The organism is Streptomyces sp. NPDC002566, from assembly GCF_042889585.1.
In the GTDB taxonomy this organism is placed as follows: domain Bacteria; phylum Actinomycetota; class Actinomycetes; order Streptomycetales; family Streptomycetaceae; genus Streptomyces.
In genome coordinates this window covers 1,272,712-1,295,033 of the sequence record NZ_JBIARD010000002.1, presented here as the reverse complement: position 1 = coordinate 1,295,033, position 22,322 = coordinate 1,272,712, and the positions used below count along the sequence as shown (strand labels likewise).

At 70.9% G+C, this 22,322-nt stretch carries 20 protein-coding genes, 1 rRNA gene, 1 pseudogene and 1 riboswitch; of the genes and pseudogenes, 15 read left to right on the top strand and 7 right to left on the bottom strand.

What is annotated here, in order from left to right; translation table 11 throughout:
• The 11 genes and pseudogenes from rrf to ACFYXA_RS12755 form a co-directional block, all read left to right on the top strand.
• Window positions 1–95 (top strand): 5S ribosomal RNA (gene rrf, locus ACFYXA_RS12805); the annotation flags it as partial.
• Window positions 96–205: 110 nt separating this feature from the next.
• Window positions 206–814, top strand: a complete 609-nt coding sequence (locus tag ACFYXA_RS12800; protein WP_352252121.1) for a CDP-alcohol phosphatidyltransferase family protein — start codon at window positions 206–208, stop codon at window positions 812–814.
• 111 nt (window positions 815–925) lie between these two features.
• Complete coding sequence (locus ACFYXA_RS12795; protein ID WP_389031582.1) at window positions 926–3,421, top strand: sugar phosphate nucleotidyltransferase; 2,496 nt, start codon at window positions 926–928, stop codon at window positions 3,419–3,421.
• 99 nt (window positions 3,422–3,520) lie between these two features.
• Complete coding sequence (locus ACFYXA_RS12790; RefSeq protein WP_352252117.1) at window positions 3,521–4,432, top strand: DUF881 domain-containing protein; 912 nt, start codon at window positions 3,521–3,523, stop codon at window positions 4,430–4,432.
• Entirely contained in the window at window positions 4,429–4,761 is a 333-nt protein-coding gene (locus tag ACFYXA_RS12785) for a small basic family protein (RefSeq protein ID WP_030798533.1), read from the top strand. Before ACFYXA_RS12790 ends, ACFYXA_RS12785 begins: the two co-directional genes overlap by 4 nt.
• A 5-nt stretch (window positions 4,762–4,766) precedes the next feature.
• Window positions 4,767–5,849 carry a DUF881 domain-containing protein gene (locus ACFYXA_RS12780; protein WP_389031577.1) on the top strand — a complete coding sequence of 361 codons (1,083 nt, stop codon included), beginning with the start codon at window positions 4,767–4,769 and terminating at the stop codon, window positions 5,847–5,849.
• 82 nt (window positions 5,850–5,931) lie between these two features.
• Window positions 5,932–6,816 carry an FHA domain-containing protein gene (locus tag ACFYXA_RS12775; protein ID WP_351098123.1) on the top strand — a complete coding sequence of 295 codons (885 nt, stop codon included), beginning with the start codon at window positions 5,932–5,934 and terminating at the stop codon, window positions 6,814–6,816.
• A 45-nt stretch (window positions 6,817–6,861) separates the two neighbouring features.
• Window positions 6,862–7,599, top strand: a complete 738-nt coding sequence (locus ACFYXA_RS12770) for a MerR family transcriptional regulator (protein ID WP_352252111.1) — start codon at window positions 6,862–6,864, stop codon at window positions 7,597–7,599.
• A gap of 97 nt (window positions 7,600–7,696) precedes the next feature.
• Window positions 7,697–8,170: a bifunctional nuclease family protein gene (locus ACFYXA_RS12765; protein ID WP_055634823.1), complete on the top strand. Its 474-nt coding sequence runs from the start codon at window positions 7,697–7,699 to the stop codon at window positions 8,168–8,170.
• A gap of 246 nt (window positions 8,171–8,416) precedes the next feature.
• Entirely contained in the window at window positions 8,417–9,100 is a 684-nt protein-coding gene (locus tag ACFYXA_RS12760; protein ID WP_207228765.1) for a MerR family transcriptional regulator, read from the top strand.
• A gap of 89 nt (window positions 9,101–9,189) precedes the next feature.
• Window positions 9,190–10,715: pseudogene (locus ACFYXA_RS12755) on the top strand (DNA polymerase IV).
• Here the strand turns inward: ACFYXA_RS12755 and ACFYXA_RS12750 are convergent.
• A complete protein-coding gene (locus tag ACFYXA_RS12750; RefSeq protein WP_207228766.1) occupies window positions 10,637–11,008 on the bottom strand; it encodes a PRC-barrel domain-containing protein in 372 nt (123 codons plus the stop codon). The pseudogene ACFYXA_RS12755 and the gene ACFYXA_RS12750 sit on opposite strands and share 79 nt — an antisense overlap.
• A gap of 114 nt (window positions 11,009–11,122) precedes the next feature.
• Window positions 11,123–11,219, top strand: a riboswitch (glycine riboswitch).
• A 175-nt stretch (window positions 11,220–11,394) separates the two neighbouring features.
• Here ACFYXA_RS12750 and gcvP point away from each other — a divergent pair.
• Window positions 11,395–14,280 (top strand): aminomethyl-transferring glycine dehydrogenase, encoded by a 2,886-nt coding sequence (gcvP, locus tag ACFYXA_RS12745; RefSeq protein ID WP_389031572.1) that lies wholly within the window; start codon window positions 11,395–11,397, stop codon window positions 14,278–14,280.
• A gap of 95 nt (window positions 14,281–14,375) precedes the next feature.
• On the opposite strand, the gene ACFYXA_RS12740 is transcribed toward gcvP, so the two are convergent.
• The 6 genes from ACFYXA_RS12740 to ACFYXA_RS12715 all read right to left on the bottom strand — a co-directional run bounded on the left by ACFYXA_RS12740 (window position 14,376) and on the right by ACFYXA_RS12715 (window position 20,018).
• Window positions 14,376–14,795 carry a molybdopterin-binding protein gene (locus tag ACFYXA_RS12740; RefSeq protein WP_389031569.1) on the bottom strand — a complete coding sequence of 140 codons (420 nt, stop codon included), beginning with the start codon at window positions 14,793–14,795 and terminating at the stop codon, window positions 14,376–14,378.
• Window positions 14,796–14,823: 28 nt separating this feature from the next.
• Window positions 14,824–15,888: an ABC transporter ATP-binding protein gene (locus ACFYXA_RS12735; protein WP_389031566.1), complete on the bottom strand. Its 1,065-nt coding sequence runs from the start codon at window positions 15,886–15,888 to the stop codon at window positions 14,824–14,826.
• Window positions 15,885–16,679 (bottom strand): ABC transporter permease, encoded by a 795-nt coding sequence (locus ACFYXA_RS12730; RefSeq protein ID WP_351098105.1) that lies wholly within the window; start codon window positions 16,677–16,679, stop codon window positions 15,885–15,887. Before ACFYXA_RS12730 ends, ACFYXA_RS12735 begins: the two co-directional genes overlap by 4 nt.
• A complete protein-coding gene (gene modA / locus ACFYXA_RS12725; protein WP_389031562.1) occupies window positions 16,676–17,485 on the bottom strand; it encodes a molybdate ABC transporter substrate-binding protein in 810 nt (269 codons plus the stop codon). The genes ACFYXA_RS12730 and modA overlap by 4 nt, the downstream gene beginning before the upstream one ends.
• A 144-nt stretch (window positions 17,486–17,629) precedes the next feature.
• Entirely contained in the window at window positions 17,630–18,028 is a 399-nt protein-coding gene (locus ACFYXA_RS12720; protein ID WP_352252100.1) for a helix-turn-helix transcriptional regulator, read from the bottom strand.
• Window positions 18,029–18,065: 37 nt separating this feature from the next.
• A complete protein-coding gene (locus ACFYXA_RS12715; protein ID WP_389031559.1) occupies window positions 18,066–20,018 on the bottom strand; it encodes an amino acid transporter in 1,953 nt (650 codons plus the stop codon).
• A 271-nt stretch (window positions 20,019–20,289) separates the two neighbouring features.
• Between ACFYXA_RS12715 and ACFYXA_RS12710 the strand changes: the two genes are divergently transcribed.
• The 3 genes from ACFYXA_RS12710 to kdpA are packed head-to-tail and all read left to right on the top strand — an operon-like array spanning window position 20,290 to window position 22,307.
• Entirely contained in the window at window positions 20,290–20,535 is a 246-nt protein-coding gene (locus tag ACFYXA_RS12710) for a hypothetical protein (RefSeq protein WP_389031556.1), read from the top strand.
• Window positions 20,532–20,621 (top strand): K(+)-transporting ATPase subunit F, encoded by a 90-nt coding sequence (kdpF, locus tag ACFYXA_RS12705; protein ID WP_009326374.1) that lies wholly within the window; start codon window positions 20,532–20,534, stop codon window positions 20,619–20,621. Before ACFYXA_RS12710 ends, kdpF begins: the two co-directional genes overlap by 4 nt.
• 6 nt (window positions 20,622–20,627) lie before the next feature.
• On the top strand, window positions 20,628–22,307 hold the full coding sequence (kdpA, locus tag ACFYXA_RS12700) for a potassium-transporting ATPase subunit KdpA (protein ID WP_389031551.1): 1,680 nt from the start codon (window positions 20,628–20,630) through the stop codon (window positions 22,305–22,307).
• The last annotated feature ends 15 nt before the right edge of the window (window positions 22,308–22,322 follow it).

The following is a 22,322-nucleotide window of genomic DNA, read 5'->3' as shown; positions in this document are numbered from 1 at the left end:
AAACGCCCGGTTACATTCCGAACCCGGAAGCTAAGCCTCACAGCGCCGATGGTACTGCAGGGGGGACCCTGTGGGAGAGTAGGACGCCGCCGAACTCCTTTTAGAGCTCTGGCTCTTGGGCTTCACAGCCCAAGAGCCAGAGCTTTTTTGCGTTGAGGTAGGGTCGGGGAGCATCGTTGGTTCATTTCCTACTGGAGGCCCCCGGGTGGAGGTCCAGGAGACCCGTGTTCAGACCGACCGGGTCCTCACCATCCCCAACATCCTCAGCATGGCGCGTCTCCTCGGCGTGCCCCTCTTCCTGTGGCTGATTCTCAGGCCCGAGTTCGGAGGGCCGCAGAGCGACGGCTGGGCTCTCCTCGTGCTGGCCCTGAGCGGGGTGACTGACTACCTGGACGGCAAGCTGGCGAGGCGCTGGAACCAGATCAGCAGCCTCGGCCGGCTACTCGACCCGGCCGCCGACCGGCTCTACATTCTCTCCACCCTGGTCGGCCTCACCTGGCGGGAGATTCTGCCCCTCTGGTTGACCGCTGTACTTCTCGCCAGGGAACTGGTTCTGCTGGTGATGGTGGGCATCCTCAGACGGCACGGCTATCCGCCGCCCCAGGTGAACTTCCTGGGGAAGGCCGCCACGTTCAACCTGATGTACGCGTTCCCGCTTCTCCTGCTCAGCGACGGAAGCGGATGGCTGGCTTCGCTGGCGGCTGTTTTCGGATGGGCGTTCGCAGGTTGGGGTACAACCCTGTACTGGTGGGCAGGAGTCCTCTACGTGGTACAAGTCCGCCGCCTGGTCCGTGCGGACGTCATGGCCGACTGAGCCCACCGATTGCCGGTCAAGAGCGGCTCGATGGCCCGCGGGGGAAAAGTGCGGGACAATCTGGACGGGTGAAGTCGGCTAGACCGTCTCTTCAAGGAGGACGCTTCCGACATGAAGGCCGTCGTGATGGCCGGAGGCGAGGGCACTCGCCTTCGCCCTATGACCTCGAGCATGCCCAAGCCGCTCCTGCCGGTGGCCAACCGGCCGATCATGGAGCACGTTCTCAGGCTGCTCAAAAGGCATGGGCTCAACGAGACCGTCGTCACCGTGCAGTTCCTGGCCTCACTGGTCAAGAACTACTTCGGTGACGGCGAGGAGCTCGGAATGGAGCTCACATATGCCAACGAGGAGAAGCCACTCGGTACCGCCGGAAGCGTCAAGAACGCCGAGGAGGCGTTGAAGGACGACGCCTTCCTTGTCATCTCCGGCGATGCCCTGACCGACTTCGACCTCACCGATCTCATCAACTTCCACAAGGAAAAGGGCGCTCTGGTCACGGTCTGCCTGACGCGCGTGCCCAATCCGCTTGAATTCGGCATCACGATCGTCGACGAGGAAGGCAAGGTCGAACGCTTCCTGGAGAAGCCGACCTGGGGCCAGGTGTTCTCGGACACCGTGAACACGGGCATCTACGTGATGGAGCCCGAGGTCTTCGACTACGTGGAAGCCGACGTCCCCGTCGACTGGTCCGGCGATGTCTTCCCCCAGCTGATGAAGGAAGGCAAGCCGATCTACGGCTATGTCGCCGAGGGCTACTGGGAGGACGTCGGCACGCACGAGAGCTATGTGAAGGCCCAGGCCGACGTCCTGGAAGGCAAGGTCGACGTCGAGCTCGACGGCTTCGAGATCTCGCCGGGCGTGTGGGTGGCCGAGGGCGCCGAAGTGCACCCCGACGCCGTTCTGCGCGGTCCTCTCTACATCGGGGACTACGCGAAGGTGGAGGCCGGCGCGGAAATCCGCGAGCACACCGTCGTCGGCTCCAACGTCGTCGTCAAGAGCGGCGCCTTCCTGCACAAGGCCGTGGTGCACGACAACGTGTACATCGGGCAGCACAGCAATCTGCGCGGCTGTGTCGTCGGAAAGAACACCGACATCATGCGGGCCGCCCGTATCGAGGACGGCGCGGTCATCGGCGACGAATGCCTGATCGGTGAAGAATCGATCGTGCAGGGCAACGTGCGGGTCTATCCGTTCAAGACCATCGAAGCCGGCGCGTTCGTCAACACCTCCGTGATCTGGGAGTCCCGCGGACAGGCGCACCTCTTCGGCGCCCGCGGTGTCTCCGGCATCCTGAACGTCGAGATCACGCCCGAGCTGGCCGTGCGCCTCGCCGGCGCCTACGCGACCACGCTGAAGAAGGGCTCGACCGTCACCACGGCCCGTGACCACTCCCGTGGTGCGCGGGCGCTGAAGCGGGCCGTGATCTCCGCGCTCCAGGCCAGCGCCATCGACGTACGGGACCTGGAGAACGTGCCGCTGCCCGTGGCGCGGCAGCAGACCGCGCGGGGCAGCGCCGGCGGCATCATGATCCGGACCTCGCCCGGAGTGCCGGACTCCGTGGACATCATGTTCTTCGACGGGCGGGGCGCCGACCTGTCGCAGGGCAGCCAGCGCAAGCTGGACCGGGTGTTCGCTCGGCAGGAGTACCGGCGGGCGTTCCCGGGCGAGATCGGCGACCTGCACTTCCCGGCAAGCGTCTTCGACTCGTACACCGGGTCGCTGCTGCGCAACGTGGACACCACCGGGATCGCCGAGTCCGGCCTGAAGGTCGTCGTGGACGCCTCCAACGGCAGCGCCGGGCTCGTCCTGCCGAGTCTGCTCGGCAAGCTCGGGGTGGACTCGCTGACCATCAACCCGGGCCTGAACGAGGCCAGGCCGACGGAGTCCGCCGACCAGCGGCGGTCCGGGCTGGTGCGCCTCGGGGAGATCGTGGCGTCCTCGCGTGCCGCGTTCGGCGTGCGGTTCGACCCGGTGGGCGAACGGCTCTCGCTCGTCGACGAGAAGGGCCGGATCATCGAGGACGACCGGGCGCTGCTCGTCCTGCTCGACCTGGTGGCCGCCGAGCGGCGCAGCGGGCGGGTCGCCCTGCCGGTGACCACGACGAGGATCGCCGAGCAGGTGGCGGCCTACCACGGCACCCAGGTCGAATGGACGACTACCTCGCCCGACGACCTGACCCGGGTCGGGCGCGACGAATCGACCATCTTTGGCGGTGACGGCCGGGGCGGCTTCATCGTCCCCGAGTTCAGCAGCGTCTTCGACGGCACGGCGGCCTTCGTGCGGCTGATCGGGCTCGTGGCCCGGACGCAGCTCACGCTGAGCCAGATCGACGCGCGGATTCCGCGGGCGCACGTCCTGAAGCGGGATCTGGCGACCCCGTGGGCCGTCAAGGGGCTCGTGATGCGGCGGGTCGTCGAGGCGGCCGGAAACCGCTTCGTGGACACCACGGACGGCGTGCGCGTGGTCGAGACGGACGGACGCTGGGTGATGGTCCTGCCGGACCCGGCGGAGGCGGTCACCCATCTGTGGGCGGAAGGGCCGGACGACGCCTCCGCGCAGGCCCTGCTGGACGAGTGGTCGGCGGTCGTGGACAGCGCCGGGCGCTGACCAGCGCACCTACGCGCGCGTGCCGGACGGGCCTCCGCGAGGGGGCCCGTCCGGCACGCCGGTGGGGCCATTCGGAGGTATCGGCGGCGACGTGCGACGATGTGCGGCATGCCGCAGCAGCCCCCCGTTCGGAGCACACCCGCGTTTGGGTCGCGCCCGGACGCGTCCATGTCGCTGCTCACCAACGTCATGGACCACAGCCTCGACGAAGGCTATGCCGAGGCCGCCGCCCGCAAGCGGGCCGAAGGCTCGGGCGGGATGCCCAGAACGGTGCGGGCGAAGCTCGGCCTCGCCGCCGGGCTGGTGCTCGCCGCCCTCGTGGTGACGGTGGGCGGGGTGCAGGCGCGCGTCGCCGCCCCCGCCGTCGCCAAGGAGCGCGAGGAACTGATCGACCGCATCGACCAGGAGACCGAGGCGGCCGACAAGCTGGAGGATGACGTCGACGAGCTGCGCGACGACGTGAGCGCGCGGCAGCGGGAAGCGCTCCGCGACAGCGGTGGCGGTCAGGCGGTGCTGGCGGGGATGCTCGCGGGCGCCGTCGGGGTGCACGGGCCCGGCGTCAAGCTGGTCGTGGACGACGCCGAGGAGGCGTCCGCGGGAGGCGGGAGCAACCCGCGCGAGACGACGGGGTTCTCCGACACCGGCCGGGTGCGCGACCGTGACATGCAGCGGGTCGTCAACGGGCTGTGGGCGTCGGGCGCGGAGGCCGTCTCCATCAACGGGCAGCGGCTGACGGCGCTGTCGGCCATCAGGGCGGCGGGCGACGCGATACTGGTCGACAACCGTCCGCTGGTGCCGCCGTACACCGTGCTCGCGGTGGGCGACGGGAAGAACCTCAGCAGCGCGTTCCAGGACAGCTCCGACGGGCTGTATCTGAGCGCCCTCCAGGAGAACTTCGGCATCCGCACCGCCATCTCGGTGGAGAGCGACCTCAAGCTGCCCGCGGCGCCGAGTGTGATCGTACGTACAGCACAGCCGAGCACCGAGAAAACCGGGAAGGGCACATCGTGATCGCCGTACTGGGCCTCGTCGTGGGAGTCGTGGCCGGCCTCTTGGTCCAGCCCGAGATTCCTGCGGCCGTCGTGCCTTATCTGCCGATCGCCGTCGTGGCGGCGCTGGACGCCGTGTTCGGTGGTCTGCGGGCCATGCTGGACGGGATCTTCGACGACAAGGTGTTCGTCGTGTCGTTCCTCTCGAACGTCGTCGTGGCCGCGCTGATCGTCTTCCTGGGCGACGAGTTGGGAGTCGGGTCGCAGCTGTCCACGGGTGTCGTGGTCGTGCTGGGCATCCGCATCTTCTCCAACGCCGCGGCCATCCGCCGGCACGTCTTCAGGGCGTGAGGCCGATGAGCGACCAGGACAGGACTCCGCGACCGGACGAGACGGCGCGCCGGGACGAGGCCCCCCGCAAGGAGGCCGCGCCGGGCAGCCAGGCCCCTCGCCGGGAGGCCGCGCCGCGCAGCCAGACTCCCCGCCAGGGGCAGGGTTCGCCCCGTGATCAGGCCCCTCGGCATGACGAGACGCCCACGACCCAGCTGCTGCGCAAGGAGCTGCCCGCGGAGGTCCCGGCGCAGGACACGCGCGCCGGAGCCGCCGAGGCGGCGCCCGCTGCGGCCGGACCTGCTGCGGCGGCGCCCGACGCGAAGTCCCCGGCGCCGGCGGAGGAACCCCCCGGATGGGCGCCGGCCGAGGACCCCGAGTCGTCGCTGACCGGGCGGCAGCGGCTGGTGCAGGGGCTGTGGCCGCCGCGCGTCACCCGGGCCCAACTCATCGTGGCGCTGCTCCTGTTCGGCCTCGGCTTCGGTCTGGCCGTGCAGGTCGCCTCCAACAGCGAGAGCGGCAACGCCCTGCGCGGTGCGCGCCAGGAGGACCTCGTGCGCATCCTGGATGAACTGGATGACCGCAGTCAGCGTCTAGAGGACGAGAAGCAGGGTCTCGAGAAGCAGCGGCAGGAACTGGAGAACAGTTCCGACCAGGCCGAGGAGGCCCGTCGGCAGACGGTCGAGAAGGAGAAGCAACTCGGCATCCTGGCGGGCACGGTGGCCGCCGAGGGGCCCGGCATCACTGTGACCATCGACGACAAGAAGGGGACGGTCGAGGCGGACATGCTGCTCGACGCGATCCAGGAGCTGCGGGCGGCGGGGGCGGAGGCGATCCAGGTGAACGACGTGCGGGTGGTCGCCGGCACGTACCTCACCGATTCGGACAACTCCGTGAGCGTCGACGGGAACAAGATCAACGCGCCCTATCGTTTCAAGGTCATCGGCAAGCCGCAGGACCTCGAACCGGCGCTCAACATCCCTGGAGGCGTGGTGCAGACCCTGGAGAAGGAGCAGGCCACCGTGACCGTCGAGCGATCCACCAAGATCGTCGTGGACGCCTTGCGAGCGGCGAAGCAGCCTGACTACGCTCGGTCGTCCTCGCAGTGAACCGGCGGTGCATGGCGGTCGTCGGGCAGGGGCATGAGGTTGCGGGGGGTCGGCGCACCGATCGGGTGGTGCGTGGTGGAAACTGTCTGGTGGCTACGGACGTTGTGAAGATGTCCGGGTCGGCCGGTGTATTCAGTCAGGGTTCGTCCTGCCCCACGGGCGGGTCTGTTTCGGTCAAGGGGAATCGCCCGTGAAGTTGTTTGCGAAGTTGTTCGGCAAGAGCGCGCGAGAAGGCAGCGACAACGCGACCGCGCGCCATCGTGCGCAGCCGGACGCGGAAGGCCAGCGGCCGCTGTTCCGGGACCAGGTGGGTGGTCCGGGCAGTGACATTCCCGGTGGTCAGGGCGCGGCGTCTGTTGACCCCGCCCAGTCCGGCGGCATAGGTTTCGGGCAACCGTCAACCTCAACTACGGGTGGAGGGTTTTCCCCTATGTCGGCCCTGGTGTGTACGAGGTGCGGTAACCGCAACGCGGAGAACAGCCGCTTCTGCTCCAACTGCGGCGCGCCGCTGAGGCCTGGCGTGACGCCGGAGCGGCCGTCGGAGACGACGTCGACGATCTCCATCTCGGGTCTGGAGGCGTACGACTCCGAGGTCACCGGACAGACGCAGTTGCCGGCGCTCTCGCCCGAGGCCCAGGCCGCGGTCGACGCGCTGCCGTTGGGTTCGGCGCTGCTGGTCGTGCGCCGTGGTCCCAACTCGGGCAGCCGCTTCCTGCTGGACGGCGATCTGACCACGGCGGGGCGTCACCCGCAGAGCGACATCTTCCTGGACGACGTGACGGTCTCGCGCCGCCATGTGGAGTTCCGGCGCGGTCAGGACGGTTCGTTCACGGTGGCCGACGTCGGCAGCCTGAACGGCACGTACGTCAACCGCGAGCGGATCGACGAGGTTCCCCTGTCGAACGGCGACGAGGTGCAGATCGGCAAGTACCGGCTGGTCTTCTACGCGAGCCAGCGAGGCTACTGACCCTCCCCCGGGAGCGTCCCGGGGGCACCCCCCAAGGGAAGGTCCATGCTTCGAACACCGAGGGGCGGTGCCGGGCACGGCGCCGCCACCGCGGACGGTGGTCTGATGAGCATCGGCACGGTGCTGAACGTGCTGCGCGACGAGTTCCCCGAGGTGACGATCTCCAAGATCCGTTTCCTGGAGGCCGAAGGTCTCGTCGAGCCGCAGCGGACCCCGTCCGGGTACCGCAAGTTCAGCGCCGGCGACGTCGAGCGCCTCGGCCATGTGCTGCGGATGCAGCGTGACCACTATCTGCCGCTCAAGGTGATCCGCGAGCATCTGGACGCCATGGAGCGCGGCGAGGCCGCGGCGCTTCCCACGGTGGGCCGGCAGCGGGACGGCGAGGCCGTCCCGGAGGCGTCCGAGGCTCCCACCGCCGCGCGGATCGGCCGGGCCGAGCTGCTGGCCGCCGCGGGCATCGACGAGCGAGATCTCGACGAGTGGGAGTCGTACGGGCTGGTGGTGCCGCTCGGCGACGGGGTCTACGACGCCGAGGCGGCCACCGTGGCGGCACTGGTGGCCGAACTGGGCCGGTTCGGCATCGAGCCCCGGCATCTGCGGGTGATGAAGGCCGCCGCCGACCGTGAGGCGGGGCTGGTCGACCAGGTGGTCGCCCCGCTCAAGCTGCACCGCAATCCGCAGACCAGGGCGCATGCGCAGGCCCGTACGAAGGAGCTGGCGGACCTCACGGTCCGGCTGCACTCGGCGCTGGTGCAGACCGCGCTCGGGGTGCGGCTGCCCTGAGGGCGCTTGGGGGCTGTCCGGGTCCGGGGCGGCCGGATCGGTCACCCGTTCCCGGCCCGACTACCCAAACGTCCCGGGCACGGCCTAGGGTTGCTGTGTGAACGAGCTCGATGTCGTAGGTGTCCGGGTCGAGATGCCCTCCAACCAACCGATCGTGCTGCTGCGTGAAGTGGGAGGCGACCGTTACCTCCCGATCTGGATCGGGCCGGGGGAGGCGACGGCCATCGCCTTCGCCCAGCAGGGCATGGCTCCGGCGCGGCCGCTGACCCACGATCTGTTCAAGGACGTGCTGGAGGCCGTCGGCCAGGAGCTCACGGAAGTGCGCATCACGGATCTGCGTGAGGGCGTCTTCTACGCCGAGCTGGTCTTCGCCAGCGGGGTCGAGGTGAGCGCCCGTCCCTCCGACGCCATAGCGCTGGCCCTGCGCACCGGGACGCCCATCTTCGGCAGCGACACGGTGCTGGACGACGCGGGCATCGCCATCCCGGACGAGCAGGAGGACGAGGTGGAGAAGTTCCGCGAGTTCCTCGACCAGATCTCCCCGGAGGACTTCGGCACCAGCAACCAGTAGGCCTCGCGGGGCGCCGCCGGCGCCCGCGACGGGCCGTTGCGGCGGGGCCGGTTCCCGGCGATTGCCGGGGGCGAGTGAGAGCGTCCTACGGCTCCTTCTCAGCGCATTCGGCTAGCCTTTCCCCGCGGCGGGGTGCGGGAAACCACTCTTAGGGTGATTATCACTCGGCGTGGCGAGTGTGGCGATCGTTGACGCACCCCTGGTGACTGCCTACCGTCGAGAGGCAGGTCAAGGACGGAGGTCGGCGTGAGAAGCAGCGGCGACGGTACGGCTGGGGGTGCCCCCGGATTCGGTGTCGGGGGTGGCGGTCCGTACCTGCCCCCAGGCTCTCGGCTGCGGGCGAGCGGGGGTCACCCCGGTCACGGCAGCGCGGCCCCGCAGGCTTCGCAGCGGCCGGCGGCCGTGCCGAGCGGCGGAGGGACGGCGTCCATGGCGTCCGAACAGATCGGCTACCGCGGTCCGACGGCCTGCGCGGCCGCGGGCATCACCTACCGGCAACTGGACTACTGGGCCCGCACCGGTCTCGTGGAGCCGAGCGTGCGGTCCGCCCACGGGTCGGGCACCCAGCGTCTGTACAGCTTCCGGGACGTCGTCGTCCTGAAGATCGTCAAGCGGTTCCTGGACACGGGGGTGTCGCTGCAGAACATCCGCACCGCCGTCCAGCACCTGCGTGAGCGCGGGTTCCGTGATCTGGAGCGGCTGACGCTGATGAGCGACGGGGCCACGGTCTACGAGTGCACGTCCCCCGACGAGGTCCACGAGCTGCTCCAGGGCGGCCAGGGCGTCTTCGGCATCGCGGTGGGCGTGGTCTGGCAGGACGTCGAGAGCGCGCTGTCGCAGCTGCACGGGGAACGCGTCGACACCGGGGAGACGCTCGTGGGGCACAACCCGGCCGACGAACTGGCGCGGCGGCGCAACCGGGCGGTCTGACCTTCCGGGGGAGCCTCTTCAGCGGCCCCTCGGCCGGTGTCGACCGCCGCGTGAGGCCGTTGTCAGTGGCGTGGTGCAGCATCGTAGATGTGAGAAACGCGCCCACCATCCTGCATCTCGACATGGATGCCTTCTTCGCGCAGGCGGAGCAGGCGTCCAAGCCGAGCCTGCGCGGGAAGGCCGTGATCGTGGGGGGCCTCGGGCCGCGCGGGGTGGTGGCCACCGCCTCGTACGAGGCGCGGGTGTTCGGGGTGCACTCGGCGATGCCCACGGCGCAGGCGCGCCGGCTGGCTCCGAACGCCGCCTACCTGGCGCCGCGGTTCATGTTCTACCGCGCCATCAGCGAGCAGGTGATGGCGCTGCTGCGGGCCCTGTCCCCGCTGGTGGAGCCGCTCAGCCTGGACGAGGCGTTCGTCGATCTGGAGGCCGGCGGAGCGGCCTGGGACGGTGCGTCGGCTGAGGCGGCCGGGGTCCGGCTGCGCGCGGACATCCGCGCCGTCACGGGGCTCACCGGGTCGGTGGGGCTGGCCGCGTCCAAGATGCTCGCGAAGATCGCCTCGGAGCGGGCCAAGCCGGACGGGCTGGTGCTGATCGAGCCGGGCACCGAGCGGGCGCTGCTCGGTCCGATGCCGGTGCGGACGCTGCCGGGCGTGGGGCCCGCGACGGGCGACCACCTCAGACGGGCGGGGATCACCACGGTCGACGAACTCGCCGAGGCGGGCGAGGACGAACTCGTACGGCTGCTGGGCAAGGCGCACGGGCACGCGCTGTACGGCATGGCGCTGGCGCGGGACGAGCGGCCGGTGGTGGCCGAGCGGGAGACCAAGTCGGTGTCCGTGGAGGACACCTACGACGTGGACATCCACGATCGGCTGCGGGTGGGTCTGGAGGTCGGCCGGCTGGCCGACCGGTGCGTGCGCAGGCTGCGCGAGGCCGGGCTGTCGGGGCGGACGATCGTGTTGAAGGTGCGGCGCTACGACTTCTCCACGCTCACCCGGTCGGAGACCCTGCGCGGGCCCACGGACGACCCCGCCGTGGTGCGGGAGGCGGCGGCGCGGCTGCTGGACTCCGTGGACACCACGGGCGGGGTGCGGCTGCTCGGCGTGGGAGTCAGCGGCCTGGCGGACTACACCCAGGAGGACCTGTTCGCGCAGGCCGCGGGGGAGCGGCTGTCGGCGGCGCCCGAGGAGGAGCCGGCGCGTGAGCCCGCCGAGCGGGAGGAGACGCCCGTGGAACACCGGTGGCGGCCGGGCCTCGACGTACGCCACGCCGAGCTGGGGCACGGCTGGGTGCAGGGCAGCGGCCTCGGCCGGGTCACCGTGCGCTTCGAGACGCCCTGGTCGGACGTGGGCCGGGTGCGGACGTTCCGGGTCGACGACCCCGCCCTGGAACCGGCGGACCCGCTGCCCCTGGTGCCCGGCGCGCCCCCGGGGACGCCCGGCGCCGGACCGCCGCCGCAGGCGGAGACGGGCCCGCGCACGACTGCGCCCGGGCCCGGCCCCCACATCGTCCCGGCCCGGTGACCTGCGGCGCGGCTCAGGTGTCGTCCGAGCCGGCGAGTCTGCCGAAGTCGTGGTCGGGCAGCGGGGGAGGGGCGGCCACGTCGAGGCCGTAGTGGTGGTAGAGCTGGAGCTCCTGCTCGGGGGAGAGGTGGCGGCCCACGCCGAAGTCGGGGGCCTCCTTGATCAGGGTCCGCTCGAAGGGGACGCGCAGCGCGCCCTCCACCAGTTCGCTGGGCTCCAGGGGCACGAAGGCGTCACGGGAGAAGAGACCGGTGCGTATGGCGGCCCATTCCGGCACGCCGGTCGCGTCGTCGAGGTAGACCTCGTCCACCGTGCCGATCTTGGCGCCGTTGCGGTCGAACGCCTTGCGGCCGATCAGGTTGCGCGGATCGATGTCGGTCTGCACGGGGCCCTCCACATGGTCGCATCTCATCCGTAAGCACTACAAAAGAGCACAACGGGACGGGCGGCCACTCGAAAGGAGGGGCGTTGACCCCGCTGGTAGTCTGGCAACGGCTGCTGACCCCGTGCGGGAGAGTCCTCCGAGAAGCCGTCGGAGGCGCCGAAGGAGCAAATCCTCCCCGGAATCTCTCAGGCCCACGTACCGCACGGACGAGGTCACTCTGGAAAGCAGAGCGGTGGCGCGAGTCCCCGCTCTCACCGACGGTGAAAACCGGACGCCCACGGGCGGCCGGTGAAACTCTCAGGTTGAGATGACAGAGGGGGAGGCCGTCCGGGTACCCGCGCCAGTGGTGCCCCTCGAAGGTCGCGTCAGACCAGGAGGCCTCCGCAATGACCGCCCATCGCATTCCGCTCTCCGACCTCGAACAGGGAATCCCCTTCGAGCAGCGCCACATCGGCCCTGACCAGGAGGCGCGGGCCAAGATGCTCGCGCACGTCGGATACGGCTCGCTGGACGAGCTGACCGCCGCCTCCGTCCCGGATGTGATCAAGAACGCCGACGCGCTGGACCTGCCCGGCGCGCGCACCGAGGCCGAGGTGCTGGCCGAGCTGCGGTCGCTCGCCGACCGCAACGAGGTCCTCGCCCCCATGATCGGCCTCGGGTACTACGGCACCTTCACGCCGCCCGTCATCCTGCGCAACGTCATGGAGAACCCGGCCTGGTACACGGCCTACACGCCCTACCAGCCGGAGATCTCCCAGGGCCGGCTGGAGGCCCTGCTGAACTTCCAGACCATGGTCGCCGACCTGACCGGGCTGCCCACCTCCGGCGCCTCGCTGCTCGACGAGGGGACGGCCGCCGCCGAGGCGATGGCGCTGGCCCGCCGCATGGGCAAGAACAAGAAGGGCCTCTTCCTGATCGACGCGGACGTGCTGCCGCAGACGATCGCCGTGATCGAGACCCGCGCCGAGCCGACCGGCGTCGAGGTGGTCGTCGCCGACCTCGGCGACGGCATCCCCGCCGACATCGCCGGCCGTGAGATCAACGGCGTGCTGCTCCAGTACCCGGGCGCCTCCGGCGTCGTACGGGACATCAAGCCCGTCATCGACCAGGCCCACGAGCTGGGCGCGCTCGTCGTCGTCGCCGCCGACCTGCTCGCGCTGACGCTGCTGACCTCGCCCGGGGAACTGGGCGCGGACATCGCCGTCGGCACCACGCAGCGGTTCGGTGTGCCGATGGGCTTCGGCGGGCCGCACGCCGGCTACATGGCCGTCCAGGAGAAGTTCGCCCGCAGCCTGCCCGGGCGGCTCGTGGGCGTCTCCGTCGACGCCGACGGCGACAAGGCGTACCGGCTGGCGCTGCAGACGCGCGAGCAGCACATCCGGCGTGAGAAGGCGACCAGCAACATCTGCACGGCGCAGGTGCTGCTCGCCGTCATGGCCGGAATGTACGCCGTGTACCACGGCCCCGAGGGGCTGCGGGCGATCGCCCGGCGCACGCACCGGTACGCGACGATCCTGGCCGCGGGGCTCACGGCCGGCGGGGCCGAGGTCGTGCACGGCTCCTACTTCGACACGCTGACCGTGCGTGTGCCGGGCCGGGCCGAGGACGTCGTCGCCGCCGCGCGGGAGAACGGCGTCAACCTGCGCCTCGTCGACGCCGACCACGTGTCGATCGCCTGCGACGAGACCACCGGGCGGGCCCAGATCACCGCCGTGTGGGCCGCGTTCGGGACCGAGGGCGACATCGCGGCGCTGGACGCGGTCACCGAGGACACCCTGCCCACGGGGCTGCTGCGCGCCGACGAGGTCCTCACCCACCCCGTCTTCCACCAGCACCGCTCCGAGACGGCGATGCTGCGCTACCTGCGCCGGCTGTCCGACCGGGACTACGCGCTGGACCGGGGCATGATCCCGCTGGGCTCGTGCACCATGAAGCTCAACGCCACCACCGAGATGGAGCCGGTCACCTGGCCCGAGTTCGGGCAGCTGCACCCCTTCGCGCCCGCCGAGCAGGCGCAGGGCTACCTCACCCTCATCCGGGAACTGGAGGAGCGGCTCGCCGAGGTCACCGGCTACGACAACGTGTCCCTCCAGCCCAACGCGGGCTCGCAGGGCGAGCTGGCCGGGCTGCTCGCGGTGCGCGGCTACCACCGGGCCAACGGCGACGAGCAGCGCACGGTGTGCCTGATCCCGTCGTCCGCGCACGGGACGAACGCCGCCAGTGCCGTGATGGCCGGCATGAAGGTCGTCGTCGTCGCCACCGCCGGGGACGGCGAGATCGACGTCGAGGACCTCAGGGCGAAGATCGACAAGCACCGGGACGAGCTCGCCGTGCTGATGATCACCTACCCGTCGACGCACGGCGTCTTCGAGGAGCACGTCGCCGACATCTGCGCCCAGGTGCACGACGCCGGCGGCCAGGTGTACGTGGACGGCGCCAACCTCAACGCGCTGGTGGGGCTCGCCAAGCCGGGGCACTTCGGCGGTGACGTCTCCCACCTGAACCTGCACAAGACGTTCTGCATCCCGCACGGCGGCGGCGGTCCCGGCGTCGGCCCAGTGGCCGTGCGCTCGCACCTCGCTCCGTACCTGCCGAACCACCCGCTGCAGCCCGCCGCCGGGCCCGAGACAGGTGTCGGCCCGATCTCGGCCGCGCCCTGGGGCTCCGCCGGGATCCTGCCGATCTCGTGGGCCTACGTGCGGCTCATGGGCGGGGAGGGGCTGAAGCGGGCCACCCAGGTGGCGGTGCTCAGCGCCAACTACATCGCCAAGCGCCTCGAACCGCACTACCCCGTGCTGTACACCGGGCCCGGCGGGCTCGTCGCGCACGAGTGCATCATCGATCTGCGTCCGCTGACCAAGGCGACCGGGGTGAGCGTCGACGACGTGGCCAAGCGGCTCATCGACTACGGCTTCCACGCGCCGACGATGTCGTTCCCGGTGGCCGGGACGCTGATGATCGAGCCCACCGAGTCCGAGGACATCATCGAGCTCGACAGGTTCTGCGAGGCGATGATCGCCATCCGCGCGGAGATCGAGAAGGTCGCCTCGGGCGCGTGGCCGGCCGACGACAACCCGCTGCGCAACGCGCCGCACACCGCCGCCGCGCTCGGCGGGACGTGGGAGCACGCGTACTCGCGGGAGGAGGCCGTCTTCCCGGCCGGGGTGTCGGCCGCCGACAAGTACTGGCCGCCGGTGCGCCGGATCGACCAGGCCTTCGGCGACCGCAACCTGGTGTGCTCCTGCCCGCCGCTGGACGCCTACGAGGACTGACGCCGGGCGGCCCGCCGGTCACCCCGCGTGTGACCGGCGCCGCGACACCGGTGCCGAGGGCTCCCGTCCCCTGTGGGCGGGAGCCCTCGGGCGTCTCATCCCGTCGCCAGGGACACCTCGGTCGCCTTGATCAGGGCGACGGCGTCGGAGCCGACGGTGAGACCGAGGTCCTCGACCGCCTCCCGGGTGACGACGGCGACCAGTTCGCCGTCCTCGACGGAGAGCCTGACCGAGGCCATCGCGCCGCCGACCGCGATGCCGGTGACCGTACCGGGGAGCTGGTTGCGGATCGACAGTCCCTCGACCGGCCCGGTGGCCACCGCGACCTCCGTCGACTTCACCAGGACGCGGACGGCGGAGCCCGGTGCAAGGTCGAGGTCGTTCACGGCCTCCCTGGTGATCGCCGCGGTGACGGCCCGGCCGCTGGTGAGGCGGATGCCGACGGTGGCCATCACATCGCCGGGAGCGACGGCGGTGACCGTGCCGGGGAGCTGGTTGCGGATGCTCAGGGTCATGGGCACCTACCGTAGAACCCGGCCGGTGTCATGCCGGGTATGCGTGTGTCTGTGCCGCTTTGAGCGTGGCCCAGACCGTGGCACCGGGGTGCAGGTCCAGCTCGGCGGCCGCGACCGTGGTGAGGTCGGCGGCCAGGGGGAGTTCGCCGCCGAGGTCGGCGCGGATCTGGTCGCCGTGGGTCTCCAGACCGGCCACCTCGCAGCGCCACAGGTTGCGGGCGCTGGAGCCGGCGGGACGGTCGCGGTGGAGGGTGACCGCGCTCAGCGGGAAGGCGACGAACACGGGGCCGGACAGCTCCTCCGCCGTGGTCAGCGAGGGCCCCGCGTCCAGACGGACCGTGTGCCCGTCGGCCCGGCCCCGGTAGAGGTTCAGGCCGACCAGCTGCGCGATGTACTCCGTGCGGGGATGACGGGCGATGTCGGACGGGGCGCCCTCCTGCACGACCTGGCCGTGCTCGACGACGACCAGACGGTCGGCGAGGACCATGGCGTCCAGCGGGTCATGGGTGACCAGGACGGCGACGGCCTCGAACGCGGCCAGATGGCGGCGCAGCCCCGCGCGCACCTCCAGCCGCGTGCGGGCGTCGAGCGCGGCGAGCGGCTCGTCGAGCAGGAGCAGCCGCGGTTGGGTGGCGAGGGCGCGGGCCAGGGCGACACGCTGGGCCTGGCCGCCGGACAGCCGGCGGGGCTTGGCTGCTGCGTGTTCGGTGAGACCCATGCGCTCCAGCCATACGGCGGCTCGGGCGCGTGCCTGCGCCTTGGTCGCGCCTCGGCAGCGCGGGCCGAACGCCACGTTGTCCAGTGCGCTCAGGTGCGGGAAGAGCAGGTAGTCCTGGAAGACCACGCCGACCGGGCGGGACTCCGGCGCGGTGCGCTCCAGCGCCTCGCCGTCCAGGCGCAGATGGCCCTCGGTCAGCGGGACGAGCCCGGCCAGGGCGCGCAGGGCCGTCGTCTTGCCGGCGCCGTTGGGGCCGAGCAGGGCCACCACGTCGCCGGGTGCGGCACGGAGCGTCACGTCGAGGCGGAAGGAGCCGCGGTCCACGACGAGACGGCAGTCCAGTCCCGCGGTGGCGGGTGCGCCGGCCTCGGTCATGGCGTGGTCATCCAGCGGTCGCGCAGGCCCGCCAGGACGGCGACGGACACGGCCAGAAGGACCAGGCTGAGGGCGATGGCGGCCTCCGGGTCGCTCTGCAGGGCGAGGTAGACGGCGAGGGGCATGGTCTGGGTGCGGCCGGGGAAGTTGCCCGCGAAGGTGATCGTGGCGCCGAACTCGCCGAGCGCCCGCGCCCAGGCGAGCACCGCGCCGGCCGCGATGCCCGGGGCGACCATCGGCAGGGTGACCCGGCGGAACGCGGTGAAGCGGGAGGCGCCGAGGGTGGCGGCGGCCTCCTCGTAGCGGGGGTCGGCGGCGCGCAGCGTGCCCTCGACGCTGATGACGAGGAACGGCATCGCCACGAAGGTCTCCGCGACGACGACGCCCGCCGTGGTGAAGGGGAGCGTGACGCCGAACCAGGCGTCCAGCCACTGTCCGACCACGCCGCCCCGGCCGAGGGCCAGCAGCAGGGCCACACCGCCCACCACCGGGGGCAGCACCAGCGGCAGGGTGACCAGGGCGCGGACCAGGCCGCGGCCGGGGAAGTCCGCGCGCGCCAGCAGCCAGGCCAGGGGCACGCCGACGACCAGGCTCACCGCGGTCGCGGCGGTGGCGCAGACGAGGGAGAGCCGCAGCGCCTGCCAGACCGCGTCGCCGGTCAGCTGCTCGGGCAGGCTGTGCCAGGGGGCGCGCACCACGAGGGCGACCAGCGGCAGCAGGAGGAAGGCCAGGCCGAGGAGGGCGGGCAGGAGGAGCGCGAAGGGAACGCCCGGGCGGACCCCGCGTTTCACGGCTTCAGGAACCCGGCCTCGGACAGCACGCGGACGCCCTGCGGGGACCTCACGAGGTCGATGAAGGCGCGGGCCGCCGCCGGGTTCGGGGCGTCTTCGAGGAGGGCGATGGGGTAGTCGTTGACGGCGCCGGCCGACTCGGGGAAGTCCACGCCCTCCACCTTGTCACCCGCCGCGTGCACATCGGTCTTGTACACCAGCGCGGCGTCGGCCTCCTTCAGCTCGACCTTGGTCAGGGCGCTCTTGACGTCCTGCTCGTAGGAGACCGGGGTGACCTTCAGACCGCCGGCCGTCAGGGCCTTCTGGGCGGCGGAGCCGCACGGGACGCCCTTGTCGCACAGGACGACCTTCAGACCCGGCCTGGTGAGGTCCTTCAGGGAGGCGATCTTGTCGGGGTTGCCCGGTGCGGTGGCTATCTCCAGCCGGTTGCGGGCGAAGGTGACAGGGGCGGAGGCGTCGGCCTTCTCGTCCGTCACGATCGCCATGGTCTTGGCGCTGGCGGCGGCGAACACGTCGGCAGGGGCGCCGCCGGTGATGCTCGCGGCGAGGGAGTCGCTGCCGCCGAAACTGAAGGTGACCTCGGTGCCCGGGTGGGCCTTCTCGAACTCCTTGCCGAGCGCGGTGAAGCTCTCCTTGAGGGAGGCCGCCGCGAAGACGGTCACCGTGCCCGACGGCTTCGCCGGGGACGCGGAGGCGTCGGACGCCGTGCCGTCGGAGTCGGAACAGCCGGCCAGGGCCAGCAGCGCGACCGCCGAGGCGGCCGCTGCCCGCGAGGCCCTGCGGGCCCGGCGGCTGGTTCGGGTCATCACGGCGGTCTCCTCGGTTTCGTCGGTCCCTCGAACGGGCCCTGCCGTGATGATACCGCCGCAGGTGCGAGGTGTAAGCCTGCTTCAAGACCGCATCAGCGCCCGGAAACACTGCCTGAGGCGCGCATGTGCGTGCTGGCAGATTCAGACGCGGTCGATGTGGACGTTTGTCGACTTCACGCGGGCGGTGGCCTCCATGCCGACCTCAAGGCCGAGTTCCTCCACGGCCTCCCGGGTGAGCAGGGAGACCAGGCGGTGCGGGCCGGCCTGGATCTCCACCTGGGCGGCGACGTCGCCGAGTTTGATCGCGGTGACGATGCCGGGGAAGGCGTTGCGGGCCGAGGTGTAGGAGGCGGCGCCCTCCTCGGGGGTGCCGGCCTGGGCGAGTTCGACGGAGAACGCGGCGAGGTCCGCGCCGTCGATGAGACGTCGCCCGGTGTCGTCGCGGTGGGTCGCCACCCGGCCCGCGTCGGCCCAGCGGCGCGCGGTGTCGGGGCTCACGCCGAGCAGACGCGCGGCCTGGCCGATGGTGTAGGACTGCATGCCGTCACGATAGGGGCACCGCCCGGCCCGGCCCGCGTCAGCCGGTGTGGACGCGGGGGCGGCGGGCGCGGTCCGGTTCCGCCTCGCGCAGGACCTCCCGGGTGACCGGGGCGACCTCGCCCTGGCCGAAGAGGAAGAAGCGCAGGAAGTTGGCGAACGGATTGCCCTCGGTCCACTCGAAGTAGATGTGCGGCGTGCAGCCGGTCGCGTCGCGGACGTGGAGCAGCAGCGCGGCCAGGGCGTTGGGGATGGAGGAGGACTCAAGGGTCAGGACCCGGTAGCGGTTGTGCAGGACCTCGCCGCGCACGGTCAGGTTCGCCTCGAACTCGGACGGGTCCAGGACGGTGACCTCGACGAAGACGAAGTCCTCCCCGGGGAGGTCGTTGTCCTGCCGGATCTGCTCGATCTTGTCGCGGTACTCCGCCTTGTCGCGCTGGTCGGGCTCGTTGGCGATGAACCGGATCTTCCGGCTGGCCATGTCCCGGATGAAACGTTCCGCCATGGGGTCGAGCGTCACACCGGTGACGCGGAGTTCGAAGGCGCGCGCCAGCCGGGACAGGAGCGAGACGAGGATGATGCCGGCGATGAAACAGGCGCCGATCTTCACGCCGTCGGGGCGCTCGATGACGTTGACGACCGTCGTGTACAGGAACACCGCCGCTATGACCGCGAAGGCGATCGTCCACTTGCGCTGGCCGGCCTTGCGGGCGGCGATGGTGACGGCGATCGCCGCCGAGCTGATCAGCACCAGCACGCCGGTGGCGTACGCGCCGCCCTGGGCGTCGACGTCGGCGTCGAAGATCCAGGTGACGAGGAAGGCGACGAGGGTGAAGACGATGACCATCGGGCGCACGGCGCGGGCCCAGTGCGGGGCCATGCCGTAGCGGGGAAGGTAGCGCGGCATCAGGTTGAGCAGGCCGGCCATCGCGGAGGCGCCGGCGAACCACAGGATGGCGATCGTGGAGACGTCGTAGACCGTGCCGAAGACGTTGCCCAGGTAGTCGTGCGCGAGATAGGCGAGCGCGCGGCCGTTGGCGTCGCCGCCGGGCTCGAACTCCTTCTCAGGGATGAGCAGGGTGGTGATGAAGCTGGTGGTGATCAGGAAGCAGCTCATGATCAGGGCGGCGGTGGTGAGCAGCTTCTTGGTGTCCCGGATGCGGCCGGTCGGGCGCGCGTCGCTGTCGCCGGGGTCGCCCTGGACGTGCGGCATGACGGCGACGCCGGTCTCGAAGCCGGAGAGGCCGAGCGCGAGCTTGGGGAAGACGATCAGGGCCAAGCCGATCATGACGAAGACGTTGCCGTGCTCGGCGGTCAGGGCGTTCGACCAGTCGGTGACGACGTGCTCCTGGGTGGCGACGTGCCACAGCCCGACGACCACGACGACCGCGTTCAGCGCGAGGTAGGCGCCCACCAGGACGACGGCGAACCCCATCGCCTCCAGGAAGCCCTTGAGGAAGACCGCGCCGAGCAGCGCCACGAGGACGAGCGTGATCAGCAGCTGCTTGTCGTGCAGGGCGCTGTTGAGGTGCGGGTTCTCCACGAGGTGGGTGGAGGCGTCCGCCGCGGACAGGGTGATGGTGATCAGGAAGTCGGTGGCGGCGAAGCCGAGCAGGGTCAGGACGAACAGCTTGCCCTTCCAGAACGACAGCAGCCGCTCCAGCATGGCGATCGAGCCTTCGCCGCGCGGGCTCTCCTCGGCGACCCGCCGGTAGACCGGCAGGGCCCCGGCGAGCGTGACGATCACCAGCACGATCGTCGCGATCGGCGACAGCAGTCCGGCCGCGAGGGCGGCGATGCCCGGCTGGTAGCCGAGGGTGGAGAAGTAGTCGACGCCGGTCAGGCACATCACCCGGTACCAGCGCTGGCCACGGTGGGCCGGTTCCGGCGCCGCGTGCGGGCCCTGGTGGCCGCCGCCCTTGCCCATGTCGGACAGGCCCTCCAGCATCCAGGCGCGCAGGCGGCCGGGTGCGGGGTGCTCGGTGGTGGCCATCGGGGTGCTCCTGTGGTGCGGCCGGGCCCGTGGCACGGCGTGCGGTTTCCGGCCATCACGCGGACGGCCGCATCAGCGTAAGCGGAGAGTGACGTGTGGGCCCATGGCGGAAGGGGGTTCGCGGCGTCAAGCTTGCGTTAAGACTCGCCGGGCGGACCTGCGAAGAGGGTGCGGCGCCGTGTTCGGGACGGGTCAGCGGGCGACTGCGCCGTACGGGGGAGGGGGCGCGGTGCGGCGGGGCCGTCAGGGGCCTGCGGACACCCAGCGTCACGTGCGTAAGGGCTCCGTCAAGGGCGGGTGGAGCGGCGTATGGGAGCCGTCAACGGCGCTCACTCCGGGCCAACGGGGTTGTTTCCTCGACATCGACAGCGTTCGACGCCCGACAGCGCGCGTTCGTTCGCCCGACCCGCATCCCCGACCCCAGGAGCTCGCGATGGCCGATCTGGCCTTCGTCGTCACCACGATCGCGCTCTTCGCGCTGGTGGCCCTCGTCGCCAAGGGGGTGACGAAGCTGTGACCGCCGAGAACGTCGTCGGCCTGGTCGTGGCCGTCGCCCTGCTGGGCTATCTCGTCCTCGCCCTGATCTTCCCCGAGAGGTTCTGAGAACTGATGGGTCCCGTACTCGCGGGCGTCCTCCAACTGCTCGCCCTCGTCGGCGCGCTGGCCCTCGCCTGGATACCGCTCGGCGACCACATGGCCAGGGTCTACTCCTCCGACCGGCACTGGCGGATCGAGAAGTGGATCTACCGGGGCATCGGCGCCGACCCCGACACCCGGATGCGCTGGACCGCGTACCTGCGCGGGGTGCTCGCCTTCTCGGCGGCCGGCGTCCTCTTCCTCTACCTGCTCCAGCGGATCCAGGGCGTGCTGCCGCTGTCCCTGGGCTTCAAGGCGATCGACCCGGACCAGGCGTTCAACACCGCCGTCTCCTTCGTGACCAACACCGACTGGCAGTCCTACTACGGCGAGCAGGCCATGGGCCACGTGGTGCAGACCGCCGGGCTGGCCGTGCAGAACTTCGTCTCCGCGGCCGTCGGCATGGCCGTCGCGGTGGCCCTGGTGCGCGGGTTCGCGAGCTCCCGCTCGGGCGAACTGGGCAACTTCTGGGCCGACATGGTGCGCGGCGTCACCCGCATCCTGCTGCCGGGCGCCTTCGTCGCGGCGATCGTGCTGATCGCCTGCGGCGTGATCCAGAACTTCTCCGGCATCCACGAGGTCGGTCAGTTCTTCGATGGGCACGGCCTGGGCGGCTCTCAGCAGTGGAACGGCGGGGCGGTCGCCTCGCAGGAGGCCGTCAAGGAGCTCGGCACCAACGGCGGCGGCTACTTCAACGCCAACTCCGCACACCCCTTCGAGAACCCGACGCCGTTCACGAACCTCTTCGAGATCTTCCTGATGCTGGTGATCCCGTTCTCGCTGACGCGGACGTTCGGCGTCATGGTCGGCTCGGTCCGGCAGGGCTACGCGATCCTCGCCACGATGGCCGCCATCTGGGCCGGATTCATCGCTCTGATGATGTGGACCGAGTTCGCGCACCACGGCCCGGCGTTCCAGATCGCCGGCGGGGCCATGGAGGGCAAGGAGGTCCGCTTCGGCGTCGGCGGCTCGTCGATCTTCGCGGTGTCGACCACGCTCACCTCGACCGGCGCGGTGGACTCCTTCCACTCCTCCTTCACCGGCCTCGGCGGCGGGATCACCATGCTGGGCATGATGCTGGGCGAGATCGCGCCCGGCGGCACCGGCTCCGGCCTCTACGGCATGCTGATCATGGCGGTCATCGCGGTGTTCATCGCCGGGCTGATGGTCGGCCGCACGCCCGAGTACCTCGGCAAGAAGATCGGCACCCGCGAGATCAAGCTCGCCGCCTGCTACATCCTCGTCACACCGGCGCTGGTGCTGGTCCTCACCGCCGCCGCGATGGCGCTGCCGACCCCGGTCCACTCGATGACCGACTCCGGGGCGCACGGCTTCTCCGAGATCCTCTACGCCTACACCTCCGCCGCGAACAACAACGGCTCGGCCTTCGCCGGCCTGAACGCGGACACGCAGTGGTTCAACACCACCCTGGGCCTGGCGATGCTCCTCGGCCGCTTCCTGCCGATCGTCTTCGTGCTGGCACTGGCCGGCTCGCTCGGCCGGCAGCGGCCGGTCCCGGTCACCGCCGGCACGCTGCGCACCGAAAAACCGCTGTTCACCGGCCTGCTGGTGGGCGCGATCCTGATCATCACCGGTCTCACCTACTTCCCGGCGCTGGCCCTGGGCCCGCTGGCCGAGGGGCTGGCGTCATGACCACCCGTACCGAGA